This window comes from SAR86 cluster bacterium (genome assembly GCA_023703675.1).
Lineage (GTDB): Bacteria > Pseudomonadota > Gammaproteobacteria > Magnimaribacterales > AG-339-G14 > AG-339-G14.
On the sequence record CP097974.1, the window covers coordinates 348,699 to 366,697 of the forward strand.

The 17,999-nt window shown below is 34.7% G+C and carries 18 protein-coding genes; 13 read left to right on the forward strand and 5 right to left on the reverse strand.

The genetic code is table 11. The features are described 5' to 3' along the window. The first annotated feature begins 44 nt into the window (after window positions 1-44). Window positions 45-1,028: an alpha/beta hydrolase gene (locus M9C82_01750; protein ID URQ73880.1), complete on the forward strand. Its 984-nt coding sequence runs from the start codon at window positions 45-47 to the stop codon at window positions 1,026-1,028. On the opposite strand, the gene M9C82_01755 is transcribed toward M9C82_01750, so the two are convergent. After that, the gene (locus tag M9C82_01755) at window positions 1,015-2,070 is read right to left on the reverse strand and encodes a putative transporter (GenBank protein ID URQ73881.1); all 1,056 of its coding nucleotides are present in this window, start codon (window positions 2,068-2,070) and stop codon (window positions 1,015-1,017) included. The genes M9C82_01750 and M9C82_01755 overlap by 14 nt on opposite strands. Window positions 2,071-2,117: 47 nt before the next feature. Here M9C82_01755 and M9C82_01760 point away from each other — a divergent pair, with 47 nt between their 5' ends. The 5 genes from M9C82_01760 to M9C82_01780 are packed head-to-tail and all read left to right on the forward strand — an operon-like array spanning window position 2,118 to window position 6,197. Continuing rightward, a complete protein-coding gene (locus M9C82_01760; protein URQ73882.1) occupies window positions 2,118-2,879 on the forward strand; it encodes a class I SAM-dependent methyltransferase in 762 nt (253 codons plus the stop codon). Continuing rightward, entirely contained in the window at window positions 2,876-3,100 is a 225-nt protein-coding gene (locus M9C82_01765; GenBank protein ID URQ73883.1) for a hypothetical protein, read from the forward strand. The genes M9C82_01760 and M9C82_01765 overlap by 4 nt, the downstream gene beginning before the upstream one ends. Next, window positions 3,100-3,444 carry a hypothetical protein gene (locus M9C82_01770; protein URQ73884.1) on the forward strand — a complete coding sequence of 115 codons (345 nt, stop codon included), beginning with the start codon at window positions 3,100-3,102 and terminating at the stop codon, window positions 3,442-3,444. The genes M9C82_01765 and M9C82_01770 overlap by 1 nt, the downstream gene beginning before the upstream one ends. Continuing rightward, window positions 3,434-4,768, forward strand: a complete 1,335-nt coding sequence (locus M9C82_01775) for a dihydroorotase (GenBank protein ID URQ73885.1) — start codon at window positions 3,434-3,436, stop codon at window positions 4,766-4,768. The genes M9C82_01770 and M9C82_01775 overlap by 11 nt, the downstream gene beginning before the upstream one ends. Window position 4,769: 1 nt before the next feature. Beyond that, window positions 4,770-6,197: an amidase family protein gene (locus M9C82_01780; GenBank protein URQ73886.1), complete on the forward strand. Its 1,428-nt coding sequence runs from the start codon at window positions 4,770-4,772 to the stop codon at window positions 6,195-6,197. Here the strand turns inward: M9C82_01780 and M9C82_01785 are convergent, their stop codons facing one another. Beyond that, on the reverse strand, window positions 6,198-6,362 hold the full coding sequence (locus tag M9C82_01785; protein URQ73887.1) for a hypothetical protein: 165 nt from the start codon (window positions 6,360-6,362) through the stop codon (window positions 6,198-6,200). Between the two features lie 30 nt (window positions 6,363-6,392). Between M9C82_01785 and M9C82_01790 the strand changes: the two genes are divergently transcribed. Next, the gene (locus M9C82_01790) at window positions 6,393-7,655 is read left to right on the forward strand and encodes an MFS transporter (protein ID URQ73888.1); all 1,263 of its coding nucleotides are present in this window, start codon (window positions 6,393-6,395) and stop codon (window positions 7,653-7,655) included. Here the strand turns inward: M9C82_01790 and M9C82_01795 are convergent. Continuing rightward, complete coding sequence (locus tag M9C82_01795; protein ID URQ73889.1) at window positions 7,642-8,373, reverse strand: hypothetical protein; 732 nt, start codon at window positions 8,371-8,373, stop codon at window positions 7,642-7,644. The genes M9C82_01790 and M9C82_01795 overlap by 14 nt on opposite strands. A 57-nt stretch (window positions 8,374-8,430) precedes the next feature. On the opposite strand from M9C82_01795, the gene M9C82_01800 reads away from it, so the two are divergent. Beyond that, window positions 8,431-9,801 (forward strand): pyruvate carboxylase subunit B, encoded by a 1,371-nt coding sequence (locus tag M9C82_01800; protein ID URQ73890.1) that lies wholly within the window; start codon window positions 8,431-8,433, stop codon window positions 9,799-9,801. Between the two features lie 43 nt (window positions 9,802-9,844). On the opposite strand, the gene M9C82_01805 is transcribed toward M9C82_01800, so the two are convergent. After that, window positions 9,845-10,453, reverse strand: a complete 609-nt coding sequence (locus M9C82_01805) for a TorF family putative porin (GenBank protein ID URQ73891.1) — start codon at window positions 10,451-10,453, stop codon at window positions 9,845-9,847. Between the two features lie 214 nt (window positions 10,454-10,667). Between M9C82_01805 and M9C82_01810 the strand changes: the two genes are divergently transcribed. Next, window positions 10,668-11,651 carry a YhdH/YhfP family quinone oxidoreductase gene (locus M9C82_01810; GenBank protein ID URQ73892.1) on the forward strand — a complete coding sequence of 328 codons (984 nt, stop codon included), beginning with the start codon at window positions 10,668-10,670 and terminating at the stop codon, window positions 11,649-11,651. Window positions 11,652-11,788: 137 nt separating this feature from the next. Continuing rightward, a complete protein-coding gene (locus tag M9C82_01815; GenBank protein URQ73893.1) occupies window positions 11,789-12,748 on the forward strand; it encodes a nitronate monooxygenase family protein in 960 nt (319 codons plus the stop codon). Window positions 12,749-12,758: 10 nt separating this feature from the next. Here the strand turns inward: M9C82_01815 and trxB are convergent, their stop codons facing one another. Next, window positions 12,759-13,682, reverse strand: coding sequence for a thioredoxin-disulfide reductase (gene trxB, locus M9C82_01820; protein URQ74110.1), 924 nt, complete (start codon window positions 13,680-13,682; stop codon window positions 12,759-12,761). Between the two features lie 115 nt (window positions 13,683-13,797). On the opposite strand from trxB, the gene M9C82_01825 reads away from it, so the two are divergent. The 3 genes from M9C82_01825 to serS are packed head-to-tail and all read left to right on the forward strand — an operon-like array spanning window position 13,798 to window position 17,997. After that, entirely contained in the window at window positions 13,798-16,146 is a 2,349-nt protein-coding gene (locus tag M9C82_01825) for a DNA translocase FtsK 4TM domain-containing protein (protein URQ73894.1), read from the forward strand. Next, window positions 16,136-16,732, forward strand: a complete 597-nt coding sequence (locus M9C82_01830; protein ID URQ73895.1) for an outer membrane lipoprotein carrier protein LolA — start codon at window positions 16,136-16,138, stop codon at window positions 16,730-16,732. Before M9C82_01825 ends, M9C82_01830 begins: the two co-directional genes overlap by 11 nt. After that, entirely contained in the window at window positions 16,729-17,997 is a 1,269-nt protein-coding gene (serS, locus tag M9C82_01835; protein ID URQ73896.1) for a serine--tRNA ligase, read from the forward strand. The genes M9C82_01830 and serS overlap by 4 nt, the downstream gene beginning before the upstream one ends. The last annotated feature ends 2 nt before the right edge of the window (window positions 17,998-17,999 follow it).

A 17,999-nucleotide genomic window follows, 5' to 3' on the forward strand; every position in this document is an offset into this window, starting at 1 on the left:
ATTTTTGCCTTAAGATTACTCACTAGTGTATTTTACTATAAATAATGGAATTTAAGTTTATTGAAACTAATGGAATTACTCTTCGTGCCGCAGTAGAAGGTGAAGGGCCTTTGGTGATTATGGTGCATGGATGTCCAGAGAGCTGGTTTAGTTGGAGACATCAAATTCCGGTAATCGCTGAGGCAGGATACAAAGTTGTTGCAATTGACGTTAGAGGTTATGGCGGTTCTGATAAACCCCACGCAATTGAAGAATACACTCTTAAGAAGTTAAGCGATGATGTTGTCGGCGTTATAGATTTTTTTGGCGAAGATAAAGCCATATTATTTGGTCATGATTGGGGTGCGCCAATAGTCTGGTACACAAGTCTTTTGAATGAGAAAAGAGTTTCGGCAGTTGCAGGGCTTTCAGTGCCTTATTTTCCTCAAGGCGATGTTTCTCCCATGGATGCTTTCGAAGCAATTTTTGAAGATAAATTTTTTTATATGATCTATTTTCAAGAAGAGGGAGTAGCTGAATCTGAATTTGAACCAAATTTAAGAAAATATTTGGAATCAACTTACTTTTCAGCAGATGGAAGAGGTATGAAGAAACAATTTGAAAGCCCCTTTAATGTCAGTGATAAAGGGCCAGAGGCTAAGTATCTAGATAATGTTATTCAATTTGACGATTATCCAAAATGGATTAACCATGATGAAATGAATTATCTAATTAACGAGTTCGAAAACAGTGGTATGAGAGGCCCTCTAAATAGGTATAGAGCGCAGAGAAAAGATTTTGATGATTTAAAAGCTTACAAAGATAAAAAATTAAAACAGCCTGCAGCTTTAATGGTTGGATCTTTAGATCCAGTCAATTTTTTTGTTGGCGAAGGTTACAAAGATACAGCTGATTTAAAAGCAAATTTTGATCCTGTCTATGAAAATTTAGTTTCAGTTGAATTAATTGATGATGTAGGCCATTGGACTCAACAAGAAGCTCCAAAACAAGTAAATGAATTTTTATTAAATTTTCTCAAACAGATCTAGACTCAATACTGCTTGGATTCGAAAATCTTTCCAGATTCGCCTCAAACTCATGAAGTCTTTTCCAAATACTTCTAAGTTCGGTTATTGTGGTCCAATTGAATAAAAATAATGCGAAACCACTATGAACTCTATCAAAGGCGTTAGAAATTTGTATAACCACACCTAAAAGCGCTGCCCCAGTAAAAAGGCTAGGTCCAATAATTAGAAATGGAACAATCACCATAAATTGACCATAACTTTCAATCCATATATCGAAATATCCGTAATGTAGATAAAGTCTTTGATAATTAAATCTTATGCCAGTGAAAAGATACCAAAGGGTATCGCTTTGCGCATAATTTACTTTGTCGTCTTCTCCTAAAACAAGATCCTTTCTGAAAGCTGCCTCAACTTTCTGGTTATTGTATTCCAACCCAGGCAACTTGTATCCAACAAACCAAGAAATTACTAAGCCGCCAATAGAAACTGTAAGAGCAGTCCAAACTAGCGAACCTTCTATATTACTAAAAAATGGAATTGTAACCGATTCACTCAAACCCCAAAGCACTGGGACAAACGCAACTAACGTCATAATAGCCCTTACAACTTGAAGTCCAAGACTCTCTACTATTCTTGCAAACCTATTGCAGTCCTCTTGAATTCTTTGGCTTGCCCCTTCAATTTCTTCTTCAACACTTTGCCATCTAGGAATGTAATTAAAGGTAATAGCTTGTCTCCATCTTAACCCATAGATTCTGGTAAACCATGCTGTAAACGTTGCAAGCACAACATAAGGCATCGCAATAACTAAAAAACTAGGAGAGCCTTGAAATCCATTAAAGAGATAATCCGTCGAGATTAAAAAATCATAAAAAATGTCAATTCCTTCTTGAGGATTATCAGAAAAATCTGCTGCTATTTGTAAATGATCATAGAAACCACCATACCAAGTATTTATGGCTACAGTCATTTGAACCTGCATCCACAAAGAAGTTATGAGGAGCGCAAGACCTCCATAAGCCCAGTACGCCCATTCTCTAGTTCCATAAAATGCTCTCAACATAAAAAAATAAATATAAAACAGAAAGAAGTTTAAACTATTATATCTTCATGACTAGAACTAAAGAAAAAATCAAGAAAAAGTCGAAATCTCCATTTCTGATAAATCGAAAAAGCATTTATGGAGTTCTAGAGATAATTTTTAGCGAATTGAAAAATAGTATTTATAAGTCTATAGATAAGGAAAGTTCTAAAGAAAAAAAAGTATTGAATTATGTCAAGGAAAAAGCGATTAAAAATGATCCAGAAAGCGTTCTAAAAATTATTGATGACTGCGGTTACAATAAATTTTTTTTGATGAATATTGGAGACCATAAAGGAAAAATTCTGGACGATTACGTTTTAGAGAGCAAAGCACAAAAGATTTTAGAGTTGGGGGTTTATTTAGGTTACTCGACAATTCGAATAGCTCGAAACTTGTCTAAAAATTCTCATCTTTATTCCATAGATGCGAACAAAGATTTTCTAAAAATAGCAAAAGAACATCTAGAATTTTCTGGACTGCATGACAAAGTGACTTTTTATAACGGTAAAGCATCAGAAGTAATACCTAGACTAAATGAAAAATTTGATTTTGTTTTTATCGACCACTGGAAAGAAGCATATCTATCCGATTTGAAACTATTAATTGAAAATAATTGTTTGAATGATGGCGCTATAATTTTTGCTGACAACATTGTTCTTTTTCACCTTGAAGATTACTTAGAGTTTGTTCGAACAAATCCAAATTTCGAAAGCAAATTTATTCCTACCCTAAGAGAGTATTCGAGCTCACATCCCGACGGTATTGAAGTCTCTTATTTTAGAAAATGAAATTAAATTCTCTTGATCTACATGGAATAAGACATCATGAAGTTGATTTACTAGTTGAAAATTTTGTTTACCTTAATCAAGAAGATGTGCCCTTAAAAATAATTTGTGGAAATAGTCATAAAATGATTTCACTAGCAAAAGTAGTTTTGGATAGGATAGATTGTGAATATGAAGAAGGCATGGGAAATAATTATGGTTTAATCATAGTTAGGAAAATTTAATGATATTGAAAGAGGTAATAGTTTTGAGCGAGAAAGGAGACTTTCTTGAAGATTTTAAAGAGGGAGAATCTTTTTCTCTAATTATAGATTTAGTTTCCTTAAAAGCTTTAACAAAGGAAATCTTCTCATTTCAATATAAAAAATTATGGTTTTTAGTTACTTTTCTTCTCACAGCAACTTATATAAGAAATGAATCTGGACTTTCTAAAATATATTCAAAATCAATCTTCGAAATCTATGATACTTTCGAATCCATGTCCTCTAGAGTAGAATTTGAAATAGACAATAAACTAATCAAGAAGAAAATCTTATTGCTGTCCAACCCATTAATAAATGAAAGCTAGTCTAGTTTTAAAAAATTGTAATCTTATTAACGAAGGGGAAGTAAAAATTGTTGATATTGCTATCAAAGACGATCGAATTGAAAAAATTGCTTCTTCAATAGATTGTGAAGCATCACAAGAAGTAGATTGTTTGGGAAAATATGTTGCTCCTGGAATAATAGATGACCAAGTACATTTCAGAGATCCTGGATTAACAGAAAAAGGGGACATACGTTCTGAATCTCTTGCAGCGGTGCATGCAGGTGTTACTTCAACATTCGATATGCCTAATGTTGATCCAAATATGACAACACTAGAGTTGATGAACGAAAGAAATCAACTAGGCGCAGAAAAATCTTGGACTAATTATTCTTACTATTTTGGTGCCACTGAAACAAATCTTGAAGAGATTAAAAAATTAGATCCCAAAGAGACTTGTGGTTTAAAAGTTTTTATGGGGACTTCAACAGGAACATTATTAGTTGAGGATGATTTTGCGCTTGAGCAAATTTTTAAGCATTGCCCTGTAACTATTGTGACTCATTGTGAAGACAATGAAACAATGAAAAATAATTTAGAGAGAGTAAAACTTGAAAATGAAAAAATCGATGCACGTTTTCATCCTATAATTAAGGATGATATTTGTTGTTATCGTTCCTCATCGAAAGTAATTGAGCTAGCTAAAAAATATTCTTCTGACCTTCATGTATTGCACCTCACAACTGAAAAAGAAATAGCATTATTTGAAAATATTGATCTTAAAAAAAAGAAAATAACTTGCGAAGTTTGTGTACATCATCTGTGGTTCGATGAGAGGGACTATGATTCTTTAGGAAATCTTATTGTTTGTAATCCTGCTATAAAAAAAGAATCCGATAGGAATGCACTTCGACAGGCATTAAAAGATGGTTATATAGACTATGTTGCTACAGATCATGCTCCACATGTTTATGAAGATAAAAAGCTTCCATATTTGCAGGCACCTGCAGGAATTCCTCTCATAGAACATTCATTTCAAATAATGATAGAGCTGCATAAACAAGGTCATTATACTTTAGATGAAGTAATTTCTTACATGAGTCATAGAGTAGCAGATCGATTTTCAATCATAGATAGAGGATATGTAAGAGAAGGTTATAAGGCAGACTTGATGATGTTTGATTTAGAAAAAGAGGTATCAGTATCTAACGAGACTGAATTGACAAAGTGTGGGTGGACTCCATTTGATGGAAAAACTTTTAGTTCTTCTGTAACAGGGACCATAGTCAATGGAAAAATTATTGTTCTGGACAATCAACTTGTTGCAGGTTCAACTTCAGTAGAAAAAATAACTTTCGATAGATAAGATGTTTAAAGAATACAAAGAGTATGATGCATTAGGCCTCTCTGAGTTGCTTCAGAAAAAAGAAGTCTCTGCTAAAGAATTATTAGAAGAGGCAATTTTTTTAACCGAGACATTAGACCCTCTAATAAACGCAGTACCCCAGAAACACTTTGAGCTTGCCATGGTTCAAGCAGAAACAAATCTTAAAGGGCCTTTCTTTGGTGTTCCTTTTTTATTAAAAGATTTACATTCTTCTTTAGAGGGCACAATTACTTCTGACGGCTCAAGGTCAAGTGCAAAGAATGTGGCTGATTTCACTGATACTCTAACTCAAAGATGTCTTGACTCTGGTTTGGTAATTTTCGGAAAAACCAATTCTCCTGAATTTGGTTTAACAGTCACAACCGAACCGGTACTGTTTGGCCCAACAAGAAATCCTTGGAATTTAAATCATTCGGCTGGCGGCTCAAGTGGCGGTGCAGCTGCTGCAGTTGCAGCGGGCATTATACCAATGGCTCAAGCAACTGATGGGGGAGGTTCGATTAGAATACCAGCTTCTTGCTGCGGTTTAGTTGGTTTGAAACCGACTAGAGCAAGAACTCCAAAAGGACCAAAAGTTTTTGAAGGATGGGCCGGTCAATCTATCGCTCATTGCGTATCAATATCAGTCAGAGATAGTGCACTCCTATTGGATGCAACCTCAGGTCCTGAAATTGGCAGTCCATACTATGCGCCTTATCAAAGAGATTCTTTTCTTTCATCTCTAGAAAAGGAACCAATAAATTTAAAGATTGCATATATTGTTCCTGAAAGTATTTCAATTGATGCTGAAGTCCAAGACGTAATGACCAAAACCATTTCCTTATTAGAAAGTCTTGGCCATTCTGTTGAGAGTAAATCAATTGATCTGCCAACCGATGAAATAATGACAACTATAGCGGCAGTTATTTCTTCAAGTCTGGCAAATAAGATTGACGAGATGGAAAAACAAATTGGAGAAAACTTAGACAATACGATGCTAGAAAACGTTACGCTCCAAATGCAAAAAAACGGTAAAGAGGTATTGGCTAAAGATTACATACAAGCTGTCAAGACCAATCACAAAATAGGTTATGAAGTTGAAAAGATGTTCTTAGATTATGACATCTTGCTCAGCCCGGTTTTGGCTAAGCCTCCGGTTGAAATTGGTAATATAGATTTAAATACCACTGATTTTGCTGACTACGCAGAAAAACTTTCTACTTATACTCCATTTACGGGTATTTTTAACCAATCTGGACATCCATCAATTTCTATTCCTTTATACCGTACGCCTAAGAATCTTCCAGTAGGAACAATGCTCACGGCTTCGTTTGGAAATGAATCGTTGTTGTTCGGTCTAGCTAGACAACTTGAAGTCGCAGAACCATGGGAAGCAGCTATAAAAGAGATGAGAACTCAAATCGGATAATTATTCTTTTAAGGATTCGCGTGTTTCTTCTTCGAGGTTAGCTCTAAAGTCAGACCCTTGAATATACATTCCCAGCCCAGCCAGTAATGCAGTAATCAATGCGATGACAACAAAAAAAATGAATAGATTTTTTGTTATTTGAGAATCATTAAGATCGTTCGACATGTATGCATTATACTAATTTTGTTGATAGAAATGAAAAGAGAAAAAAAAATACTAAGTAAAGAAGTTATCTCCTGGGCGTTTTATGACTGGGCAAATTCAACATTTGCCACAACTGTTATGGCTGGGTTTTTTCCTTTATTTTTTAAAAGTTTTTGGGCAAGTAATTTAACTGACGCGGAAAGTACAGGCATGCTTGGGATAGCAAATTCTTTGTCAGGATTCCTAATTGTTTTAATTGCTCCTTTCTTAGGAGCACTTGCCGATATCACTTTTAAAAAAAAATACCTGTTAGTTTTTTTTATGATCATTGGAACCGGATCAACGGCTTCATTTTTTTTAGTTCAACAAGGAAGCTGGATCCTAGCAATGAGTGCATATATTTTTGCTTGCATAGGTTTTTCAGGAGGAAATATTTTTTACGATTCTTTGATCATCAATGTTTCTAGTGAGCGATCAAGAAATAAAGTATCAGCTTTTGGATACGCAATGGGTTACCTTGGTGGAGGATTATTATTCGTTTTAAATGTCTTTATGTATTTGCAACCAACAGTCTTTGGATTAACTTCTCAAGAAGATGCGATTTTATTTTCTTTTTTAAGTGTAGCTGTTTGGTGGTCTTTTTTTACTTTGCCATTGATAAGATATGTGAAAGAGAAACCAGGCTTATTTGAAAAAACTTCTTTAATAAATTTAATAAAAAAGTCCTTTTTTAGAGTCCTCCAAACTTTTAAAGAAATAAAAGAATATAGAAATCTTTTTTACTTTTTAATAGCTTACTGGCTTTATATGGATGGGATTGACACTGTCGTTAGAATGGCCCTGGCATTTGGTGCTGACATTGGCTTAGCTACTTCCGAATTGATAGTTGCCTTGATAATTACTCAGTTTGTTGGATTTCCAGCAACTATCGGATTTGGGTTTTTGGCAGATAAATATGGGCTTAAGTTATTGCTATATGTTGGTATAGGGATGTACATATGCATATGTTTCGGAGGTCTAGTTATATCCACTATTTATGGATTTTATATAATGGCAGCAATAATAGGCCTGGTTCAAGGAGGAGTTCAGTCAGTCAGCAGAGCTGTTTTTTCAACAATGATTCCAGAAGGGAAAGATTCTGAGTTTTTTGGATTTTATAATTTAGTTGGAAAATCCGCTGTCATTTTTGGTCCCGCAATGGTAGGAATCGTAAATTATTTATTCAATGATCCTAGAGCGGGAATCATAAGTTTGTTGATTTTATTTATACCAGGATTACTCATGCTAAGAATGGTACAAATCAGAGAGCAATAGAGTTTTCTAAAAGCACTTCTTTAAGAAGTTCGGGTTCGTCTGTCATTAATCCATCCACTCCTAGATCGATAAATTTTTGTATTTCCTCTCTATTATTTACCGTCCAGACATGAACTTTGAAACCTAAAGAGTGACTTCTTTGCAAAAGTTTCTTTGTAAAAACTTTTATGCCGTTCCAATTTTCTGGTATTTGTAAAATTTTCGACCTTTTATTTGGGATGTTTAAAAATTTTATTTTTATAATATCTCTGATTCCCATTGAAGTTAAAACTCTTGAATTAGCTCGTTGAATTTCATCTAGACGATTTGAATGAAAAGAACCAATGCAAATTCTATCCTCTGCTTTCATATCTTTTATAATTTTTAAGACTTTTAAACCAATTTTTGAAACCTTAAGATCGATATTAAAAAAATTCATTGGAAATTCTTCAAGTAATTCGTTAAAAGTAGGAGTATGTCCAGGTTGGTAAAAACTCAATCTATTTAAGTCCTTATAGTTTATGTCGGTTAATTGAATATTCTTTCCAGATGTTCTTAAAAGACTAGGATCATGAAAGGTTATTATTTTATCGTCTTTTGTTATCCTTAAATCTGTTTCTAAATAATTGAAACCAATTTCTTTTGCAGATTGAAAAGCCTCAATTGTGTTCTCTCTGAAAAACTTTGCATTTCCCCTGTGAACAAAGGCTTGAAAATTGCTTGCTAGAAACTCCCCCATCGTGTGTGTTATTTCACCAATTTTTAGTTTGGAAATAAGGTAATATTTTAATTATAAATGATCAATCCAGTTTCCAGTAAATTAGGTATCACAGAAGTCGTCCTTAGGGATGGAAACCAATCCCTTCTTGCAACGCGGATAAAAACTGAAGATTTACTTCCAATAGCAAGCGCCCTAGATGAAATAGGTTATTGGTCGATTGAATCATGGGGCGGAGCTACTTTTGACAGCTGTTTGAGGTATCTCAATGAAAATCCATGGGAAAGGCTTCGCCTTTTTAAAACCGCAATGCCAAAAACAAAGCAACAAATGTTGTTGAGAGGTCAAAATCTTTTAGGTTACAAGCATTATCCTGATTCTGTGGTTTCAAAATTTATTAATAAGTCATCTGAAAATGGCATTGATGTATTCAGAATATTTGATGCTCTTAACGATATTGAAAATTTAAAATTTTCTATCAAACAAGTGAAGGAAAATTCTAAACACGCCCAAGCTGCAATGGCTTATACGGTAAGTCCAATCCATGATACTGATTATTGGATCGATTTGGCAAAACGCATGGAAGATTTAGGAGTTGATTCTATAGCTATTAAGGACATGGCTGGCATTTTGAAGCCTTATGTCGCTTTTGAATTGGTTTCTAAATTAAAAGGAATTCTTTCCATACCCCTGCATATGCAAACACATGCTACTGCGGGTCTATCTACGGCAACAAATTTGAAAGCAGTAGAAGCTGGCATAGACAACATTGATACATCTATTTCTTCCATGAGTATGACTTATGGACATTCTCCCACTGAAAGTATCGTCGCAAGCTTGGAAGATCTTCCACGAACAACGAACTTAGATCTAAAGAAATTTAAAAAGATTTCAAACTATTTTAAACAAATTAGAAAGAAGTATTCTCAATACGAGGGCAGCTTGAAAGGTGCAGATACTCAAATGCTTATTAGTCAGGTTCCGGGGGGCATGCTTTCTAACCTAGAGTCTCAATTAAAGGATTTAAATAAATCAGATCTCTTAGAAGAAGTAATTAAGGAGATTCCAAAAGTCAGAGAAGATTTTGGCTTTCCTCCTCTGGTGACACCAGTTTCTCAAATTGTTGGCGCGCAAGCCTTAATGAATGTATCTGAAAATAAACCTTATGAAACTTTATCTAAAGAAACCATAAATTTATTGACAGGGCACTATGGCAGAGTTCCAGGTAATGTTAACAAAGAGATTTTAAAAAAGGCTGAAACTGAACAAGATTCAAATAGCCAAAGACCCGCAGATTTTATTCATGATGATTATGAGGAAAGAAAAAAAGATTTAAAGAATTTTTGTAAGCAAAATAAATTAAACGATTTCAGTTTGAACGAGGAAATGTTGCTGTGTTTTATTCAATTTCCTTATAGCACAACTGACTATTTAAAGAGTATTAAATAAAAAAAAGCCTCTCAAGAGAGAGGCTTTTTTTTTGGAAGGTTTTTTACATTCCAATGGAAACTACAAATGCATCTTGATCAGTTCCGGCTGTGTCGCCTTCATAATCTGTGTATGCAAGTGATAATTCAAAGTCCCCGACTGGTATTGCGTATCCAATTACGTAGTTAGTTCCAGAATCTTCATAGTCTCCGTAAGAGAGGCCAATTGATCCAGGTCCTGCATCTATGCCGTAAGAGATTTCAGCGTAATCACCGAATTCGTCTCCAGCTGAGTAAAAGAGACCAACACCCATAACATCAAGTCCTAGGTAAGTTTCTGAGAAGTCGCCTGAAGAACCAGGATAAGTAACTTCAATAAAACCAACGTCGTAACCAATGTCACCGATAGATCCAGCATAACCACCGTAGTAGTCAAGTTCTAGAGCTCCAGTATCACCGAAGTTAGCTGATCCAGCCCAAGTTCCAAGATAGAAACCAGAGTCAGTCTCTAAATCAAGACCACCGGATACAGATACTTCACCATTGTTTTGAGTCATTCCACGCCAGATATAATCTGAAGTAAGACCCATGTTTCCAGACACTGAAACCGCACTAGCAATTCCAGAAGAAACGATGAGCACTAAACTAATGACTAGTGTTTTAAGTTTATTCATATCATCTCCATTTATAAATTTATAAACTGTGGCAATTATATACTTTTACAAGCGGTTCTAAGCAATATTTAAAAAACCCTATATATGTATTTTTTGCTCTTTTCAAGCACAAAATGTAGGTTTTTTTTCGTTTTAGGGTTCATTTTGGTGCAAAAAAGTGCACTAAAAAATAAAAAAATTGTATTTTTTTAGGTTTAAAGTTTTAATTAGCTCCATGAAATTTAATGCATTAGTTTCTTCTGAGTTTGATAAAGAGTTTTCTCTTGAAATAAAAGAAAGAGATCTAGAAGAACTTCCAGAAGGGGAAATACTCATTAGAGTAAATTTTTCTTCGCTAAATTATAAGGACGCGCTTTCAGCTACAGGTAATAAGGGCGTATCGAGAAACTATCCCCATACCCCAGGAATTGATGTTGCTGGAATTGTAAAATCATCTTCTGTTGCAGAATTTTCAGAGGGAGAGGAAGTTATAGTTACTGGATATGATTTGGGAATGAACACCTCGGGTGGGTTTTCAGAATTTGTAAGAGTCCCAAAAGATTGGGTAATAAAAAAACCAGAGAGCCTAACATTGTCAGAATCTATGGCTTTAGGAACAGCAGGACTTACAGCTGGATTATGTGTAAGAAGACTCATTAATCATGGCATTACTCCAGAGATGGGAAAATTATTTGTAACAGGTGCAACAGGAGGGGTTGGCATTATTTCTCTAATGCTTCTATCAAAATTAGGTTATGAAGTTTCTGCAATTACCGGAAAAAAAGAATCCGAACAAATGCTGAAAAATTATGGAGCCAAAGAAATAATGATGAGAGATCAATTTGATGAGCCTTTAAAATCCCCTTTGCAAAAGTCAATTTTTATCGGAGGTGTTGACGCAGTTGGAGGAAAAGTACTTTCAAATCTTCTTACCTTCACTGGGCAAAGAGCTGCTATAGCTTGTTGTGGCATGGTCAATGGAGCAGAACTTAATACTAGTATTTTCCCCTTCATTTTGAGAGGAGTAACTTTGTTTGGAGTAGATTCAGCAGAGACAGAAATTGAAGTTAAAGAAGAAATTTGGAACAATTTTGCAGATACATGGAAACTTAAAAATTTAGAAGACGAAATAAAAGAAATAAGCTTATCGGAATTACCTTCAGAAATTGATACCATACTTAAAGGAAAACAAATTGGTAGGGTCAGAGTAAAAATCTAACTATGGAACAAAAAGAAAATAAGTTTAATGAAAAAATAGCTAATTCGGATAGTAAAGCAGATGCAGTAGTTGCTGTCGCTGCAATAATTATTGTCACTGCTATAATTGTTTTCTGGGTCTCAACTCAGTAATTAATTATGACTAAAGCTTCTGATTTAAAAAAACAACTTAGACTACCAGTAATAGGAGCGCCTCTTTTTACTGTTTCTTATCCAGAACTAGTCACTGCTCAATGCAAAGCTGGAGTAGTTGGATCTTTTCCAGCCTTAAATGCCAGGCCTCAAGAAGAACTCGAAGTCTGGATTAATAAAATTTCTGAAGAACTTAAAAAATATCAAGATGAGAATCCTGATAAGAAAGTAGCTCCTTTCGCTGTTAACCAAATTTGTCATCATTCTAATGATCGGCTTCAACACGATGTAGATATTTGCGTGAAGCATGAAGTTCCACTTATCATTACGAGCCTTAGAGCTCCAAAGTTTGTTACCGAAGCTGTTCATAGTTATGGCGGGATAGTAATGCATGACGTAATTAACATTAGGCATGCGAAGAAAGCGATTGAGGAGGGCGCTGATGGATTAATTTTAGTTTGTGCAGGAGCCGGAGGGCATGCCGGTACCTTGAGTCCTTTTGCTTTGGTTAGAGAAGTTAGAGAATTTTTTGACGGCCCAATTGCTCTTTCTGGAAGTATTTCTGAAGGTTCTTCGATTTTATCTGCTTTAGCCTTAGGTGCTGACTTCGCATACGTGGGAACAAAATTTATTGCGACTTCTGAAGCCAATGCATCGCCTGGTTATAAACAGATGATTGTAGATAGTAAAGCTGATGACATTATGTACAGTGCAACTTTTACAGGGGTTCACGGAAATTATCTTCGACCTAGTGTTGAAGCTGCTGGCTTAAATCCTGAAGATCATATGACGGGAAGCAAAGATTCAATGAATTTTGGATCTTCTGCAACGAAAGCTTGGAAAGATATTTGGGGTTCTGGCCAGGGAATTGGAAACATCAATCAAGTTAAATCGGTTAGTGATGTAGTGGATGATTTAGAGCAAGAATACAACGCTGCTAAAACTAGATTATCTAAAGTTGGTTAACTAAATCTTCTCAGGACTCTTCTAGAAACTTTTGCGCATCTAGTGCCGCCATGCAACCAAATCCAGCGGAAGTTATAGCCTGCCTATAAATCGAATCTGCGACATCGCCTGCCGCGAAAACTCCGTCCACACTAGTTTGAGTTACATTTCCACTCAACCCACTATTGATCGAGATATAACCATTTTTCATATCTAGCTGATCAATGAACATGTCTGTATTTGGTTTATGGCCAATCGCAATGAAAACTCCTTCCAAATTTAGTTCTTTTCCGGAATCTAAAATTATTTTGTTTACCAACTCGTCACCGACCACTTCTTGAAGTTGTGAGTTCCAATGAATTTCAATTTTCTTTTCTTTTGCTTTATTAAAAATTCTATCTTGTAAGATTTTTTCGGCTCTGAGACTGTCTCTCCTATGAATCAGATGAACTTTTGAACAAATATTACTCAAATAAAGCGCTTCTTCTGCCGCTGTGTTTCCCCCGCCAATTACTGCCACTTCTTTATCTTTGTAAAAAAAGCCATCACAAGTTGCGCAAGCGCTTACACCTCTACCTAAAAATTTTTCTTCAGATTCAATCCCTAAGTACTGGGCGGATGCTCCAGTTGCAATAATTAAAGACTCAGTTAGATAAGTATCATTTCCTTTTAACTCGATTGGTTTATCTTTTACATTCACCTGCTCAATATGATCATTTATGATTTTGACATCAAACTTTTGGGCGTGATTTTTCATTCTTTCCATCAAATCAGGTCCTTGTAAATCATCATGATCGCCTGGCCAATTTTCAACATCTGTTGTGGTAGTGAGTTGACCACCGATTTCCAGACCAGTGATAAGAATAGGATTTAATCCCGCGCGAGCGGCATAAATTCCAGCACTGTATCCAGCAGGTCCTGAACCTAAAATAATTAATTTTCTTAATTCGCTCAAAGTAGTTTTGATTTTTTCACATTTTAAAGTAAATAAAGTGAAAGAGACAGTTGCTTTAAAAGCCAACTGTCATTAACTCAGAAGGGAAGATATAATAGTATTTTATTTGAAAAAATTGACTAAAAATAAATCAAATCTATTTTCAAAAATTTTCAATCCAGCTTTCTCGCTGAGCACTGCTACCAAAACTCTCACTTTAGACTTATTTAATCTTTTTTTAGTGATTTTAGGGATTATTCTTTTAATCTCTCTTTGGACGTTTGAAATTTCTGATCCCAACTGGAAAGAGATTTCTTCATCAGAGACTAATTTAACAAACAGCATTGGGATTGTCGGTGCTTGGTTGAGTAGTTTTCTTTACGAGTCTTTGGGAATTACTGCATGGGCAATGATTATTCTATTTTTTTATCCTGCCTTTATGTCTTATTTAAGGAACACGGAAGAAAAACCTGCCCAAAATAATTATTTTTTTTCTATCTTTGGATTTTTTATTTTTTGTTCTTCTTTATGTTTATTAATCGATCTTCACATTAATGCATTTGAATCTTATTTTCCTGAAACTAGTTCAGGGATTTTGGGCACTATTATTTCAGTAAATTTGTATCCTTACTTAAGCTTAGTAGGTTCAACTCTTTTCGGAATTTTCTTTTTGATGGTCAGTTTTAGTCTGATGGTCAATTTAAGTTGGAAAAACACTTTTATTGGATTGCAAGATAATTTTAAAAATCTTGTTTATGTTTTCGATAAATACTCTAAAAATGGATTTGAATATTTAAAAAAATTAAGACAAAAGAAACAAGATCAGAAAAATAGACAGGCATTTTTAGATTCCCATAAAGAAAAAATTAGGTCAATGCCTAAACCGGAAATAAAGAAGGTTGATAAACCGATAGTTGAGGGGAAAAAAGTTCACCAAGAAAAACAAGTTGAACTATTTGAGGAAAAAATTCCAGGAGAAATGCCAAAAATTTCACTTCTTGATGAGAAAAAAAATGATCCTCAAGTTATGAATTCACAGCAACTTTATGAGCTAGACATACTAAAAGAAGCATTAATTACAAAACTTGCCGAATTCAAGATTACTGGTCCAGAGGGAGAATACGCGATTGTAAGAGAGACGATGCGTGGACCAGTAGTAACGCGTTTCGAAGTTGAATTGCCAAAAGGAATCAAAGTCTCTCAAGTATCTAACTTAAACAAAGACCTTGCTAGGTCCTTAGGTGTTGGAAGTATAAGAATTGTAGAAGTCATTGAAGGAAGAGAAACTATAGGAATAGAGGTACCTAATGCTGACCGGGAGGATGTATTTTTAGGAGAAGTGATAGCTTCTAAATTATTTGAGGAATCAAAAAGTCCACTTACTTTAGCTTATGGTAAAGACATAGAAGGAAAGCCCGTTTTAGAAGATCTTGCTTCTTTACCACACCTACTAATTGCTGGAACAACTGGCTCAGGAAAATCTGTTGCATTGAACGCTATGTTGATGAGTATTTTATACAAAGCAACACCTCAACAAGTCAGATTGGTTTTAATTGACCCAAAAATGTTGGAACTTTCAGTTTATGAAGATTTACCACATTTATTGTGTCCCGTTATTACAGATATGGCTCAAGCTGCTTTTGGTTTGAGATGGTGTGTTAATGAAATGGAGAGGAGATATAAACTAATGGCGGCTATGTCTGTGAGGAATTTGAACGGTTTTAATGCAAAAGTTAAAAAAGCCAACGAATCTGGAAATCCTATTAAAGATCCAACTTTTAAAATAGATGAAGAAAAAGGCATTAGTGAAGCAGACATACCTAACCTCCAGGAGCTTCCTCAAATTGTTATCGCTGTTGATGAATTAGCTGACCTCATGATGGTGGTGGGAAAAAAAGTTGAGCAATTGATAGCAAGATTAGCTCAAAAAGCTAGAGCGGCAGGTATTCACATGCTTTTGGCTACACAAAGGCCTTCGGTTGACGTCATTACAGGACTAATAAAGGCTAACATCTCAGCAAGGATGGCATTTAACGTAGCATCATCGATGGACTCAAGAGTTGTGTTGGATCAAGTTGGGGCTGAGCAGTTATTAGGAAGAGGTGATATGTTGTACGTTGGTTCTGGTACTTCTGTTCCTTTGAGAGTTCATGGAGCTTTTGTTGGCGAAGAAGAAATAATAAGAGTAGTTAAAGATTGGAAAGATAAAGAAACTGTTAGCTATCTTGATGCTGTTACTAAAGCTCCAGAAACTGGTGAAGATTCAGAAGGCTCTGAAGATTCAGAAAAAGATGAATTTTATGATCAGGCAGTGGCGTTTGTCGTTGAATCAAGAAGAGCCTCTATTTCAGCTGTTCAAAGAAAATTTAGGATTGGATACAATAGAGCAGCTCGTTTAATTGAGGCTATGGAATCGGCAGGTTTAGTGAGCGAGATGAATTCTAACGGAAATCGAGAAGTGCTTGCTCCAAGCAATGCAGAATAGATTTCTAATTCTTGTTGTATTTTTTTCCAATTTATTTTTTGGAGAATGCAATTTAAATTCAAATTTGTTAAGTAATTTTTTTGAATCAAACTCTTCTTTTCAGTCCGAATTTATTCAAGTTTTTGAAGAAAAGGAAAAACCAAACGTTTCTGGTGAGATTTTAATTAAAAGGCCAAATCATCTAAAAATTTTTTTAAAACCACCTTTAAATTCAGAATTGATAATAAATCAAGATTATATTTTTCAAACAGATTTTGACCTTGATCAAACTATAAGATACGAGAAGGATGCAATGATTGATTTTATTCCAGCAGGATTTTTATTACTTTCAAAAGAAGAGTTCTGCGAGGGGTTTATAATGGATATTTGTGACAATAAAGAATGTGTAATTCGTCAAAAAAATAATGACAATAAAATTGAAATATTTTTTAAAGATTTAAAAATTGAACAATTAAATTTTAGCGGTCCTAAGTATGATGAAACTAAAATTTTGTTTGGAAACATGACCTTGATGAATGATATCAATGAGTCTGCATTTAGCTATAATCAAGAAGTTAATGATTTGCTAATAATAGATAAAAAATGATCGATTTAGATAATCTAAGAAATAATTTAAAAGAGGTAAGCTCTAACTTGATGAAAAGGGGTTTTAAGCTGGACGAAGTTTTATGGACCTCTTTGGAAGAAAATAGAAAGCACTATCAGGTAAAGATGGAATCTTTGCAGGCGGATCAAAACAAGATTGCTAAAGAAATTGCTCAACTTCAACAAGATGGCAAGGAAAGCAATGAGCTAAAATCAAAAGCCACTGAAATATCCAAAGAATTAAAGAAGGTTAAGGAAAAGTTTCAAGAAAATAAAGTTGAGTATGATAATTTCTTGCTTTCATTACCAAATATTTTATCTGATTCAGTTCCATCAGGAATTGACGAAAATGACAATGAAATAATTTTTGAAAGGGGAAAAATTCCGTCTTTTGATTTTTCTCCTAAAGATCATCAAGAGTTGGGTATTTTAAATGGAGGAATGGATTTCGAAGCCGCTGCAAAAATAGCTAAATCGAGATTTATTGTTTTTAAAAATTCCGTAGCTGAACTCAACAGGTCTTTGATTCAATTTATGATCGATACTCATACAAATGAACACGGATATTCAGAAATCTATGTTCCATTTATAGTAAATAAGGAATCTTTGATAGGGACTGGACAGCTACCAAAGTTTAAAGATGAGCAATTCCAAATTAAAGATGAAGAAAATGAAATGTATTTAATACCGACCGCAGAAGTTCCAGTAACCAATTATCATAGAGATGAAATTTTAGATGTTTCTGACTTAACTTTGTCTTACGTTTCACATACTCCTTGTTTCAGGTCTGAAGCTGGAAGTTATGGGCTAGATACCAAAGGCATTATAAGACAACATCAGTTTGAAAAAGTTGAATTAGTTAAGATTTCACATCCTGACGATTCTGACGAAGAGCTTGAAAAATTAACCTCTGATGCGGAAAAAATTTTAGATTTACTTGAACTTCCTTTTCGAAGGATAAAATTATGCGCTGGTGATATTGGATTTGGTGCAGCGTTAACCTACGATTTAGAGGTATGGATGCCGAGTCAGAGTTCTTATAGAGAGATTTCATCCTGCAGTAATTATCGTGATTTCCAATCACGAAGGTTAAAAATAAGAACAAAAGAAAATGAAAAAACAACTCTTTGTCATACTCTTAATGGCTCGGGCCTGGCTATTGGAAGAACAATCGCAGCAATTTTCGAAAACTTCCAAAATAAAGACGGAACAATTTCGATTCCTAATATCCTAAGACCATACATGGGAAATAAAGAAATTCTATGAGC

Excerpts from the sequence above, each read along its gene's own strand:
- M9C82_01760 (URQ73882.1), top strand. The coding sequence starts at position 2,118 with ATGACTAGAACTAAAGAAAAAATCAAGAAAAAGTCGAAATCTCCATTT.
- M9C82_01795 (URQ73889.1), bottom strand. The coding sequence starts at position 8,373 with ATGGGGGAGTTTCTAGCAAGCAATTTTCAAGCCTTTGTTCACAGGGGA.
- M9C82_01750 (URQ73880.1), top strand. The coding sequence starts at position 45 with ATGGAATTTAAGTTTATTGAAACTAATGGAATTACTCTTCGTGCCGCA.
- M9C82_01755 (URQ73881.1), bottom strand. The coding sequence starts at position 2,070 with ATGTTGAGAGCATTTTATGGAACTAGAGAATGGGCGTACTGGGCTTAT.
- M9C82_01815 (URQ73893.1), top strand. The coding sequence starts at position 11,789 with ATGACTAAAGCTTCTGATTTAAAAAAACAACTTAGACTACCAGTAATA.
- M9C82_01800 (URQ73890.1), top strand. The coding sequence starts at position 8,431 with ATGATCAATCCAGTTTCCAGTAAATTAGGTATCACAGAAGTCGTCCTT.
- M9C82_01785 (URQ73887.1), bottom strand. The coding sequence starts at position 6,362 with ATGTCGAACGATCTTAATGATTCTCAAATAACAAAAAATCTATTCATT.
- M9C82_01770 (URQ73884.1), top strand. The coding sequence starts at position 3,100 with ATGATATTGAAAGAGGTAATAGTTTTGAGCGAGAAAGGAGACTTTCTT.
- M9C82_01765 (URQ73883.1), top strand. The coding sequence starts at position 2,876 with ATGAAATTAAATTCTCTTGATCTACATGGAATAAGACATCATGAAGTT.
- M9C82_01790 (URQ73888.1), top strand. The coding sequence starts at position 6,393 with ATGAAAAGAGAAAAAAAAATACTAAGTAAAGAAGTTATCTCCTGGGCG.
- M9C82_01830 (URQ73895.1), top strand. The coding sequence starts at position 16,136 with ATGCAGAATAGATTTCTAATTCTTGTTGTATTTTTTTCCAATTTATTT.
- M9C82_01780 (URQ73886.1), top strand. The coding sequence starts at position 4,770 with ATGTTTAAAGAATACAAAGAGTATGATGCATTAGGCCTCTCTGAGTTG.
- serS (URQ73896.1), top strand. The coding sequence starts at position 16,729 with ATGATCGATTTAGATAATCTAAGAAATAATTTAAAAGAGGTAAGCTCT.
- M9C82_01805 (URQ73891.1), bottom strand. The coding sequence starts at position 10,453 with ATGAATAAACTTAAAACACTAGTCATTAGTTTAGTGCTCATCGTTTCT.
- M9C82_01775 (URQ73885.1), top strand. The coding sequence starts at position 3,434 with ATGAAAGCTAGTCTAGTTTTAAAAAATTGTAATCTTATTAACGAAGGG.
- M9C82_01810 (URQ73892.1), top strand. The coding sequence starts at position 10,668 with ATGAAATTTAATGCATTAGTTTCTTCTGAGTTTGATAAAGAGTTTTCT.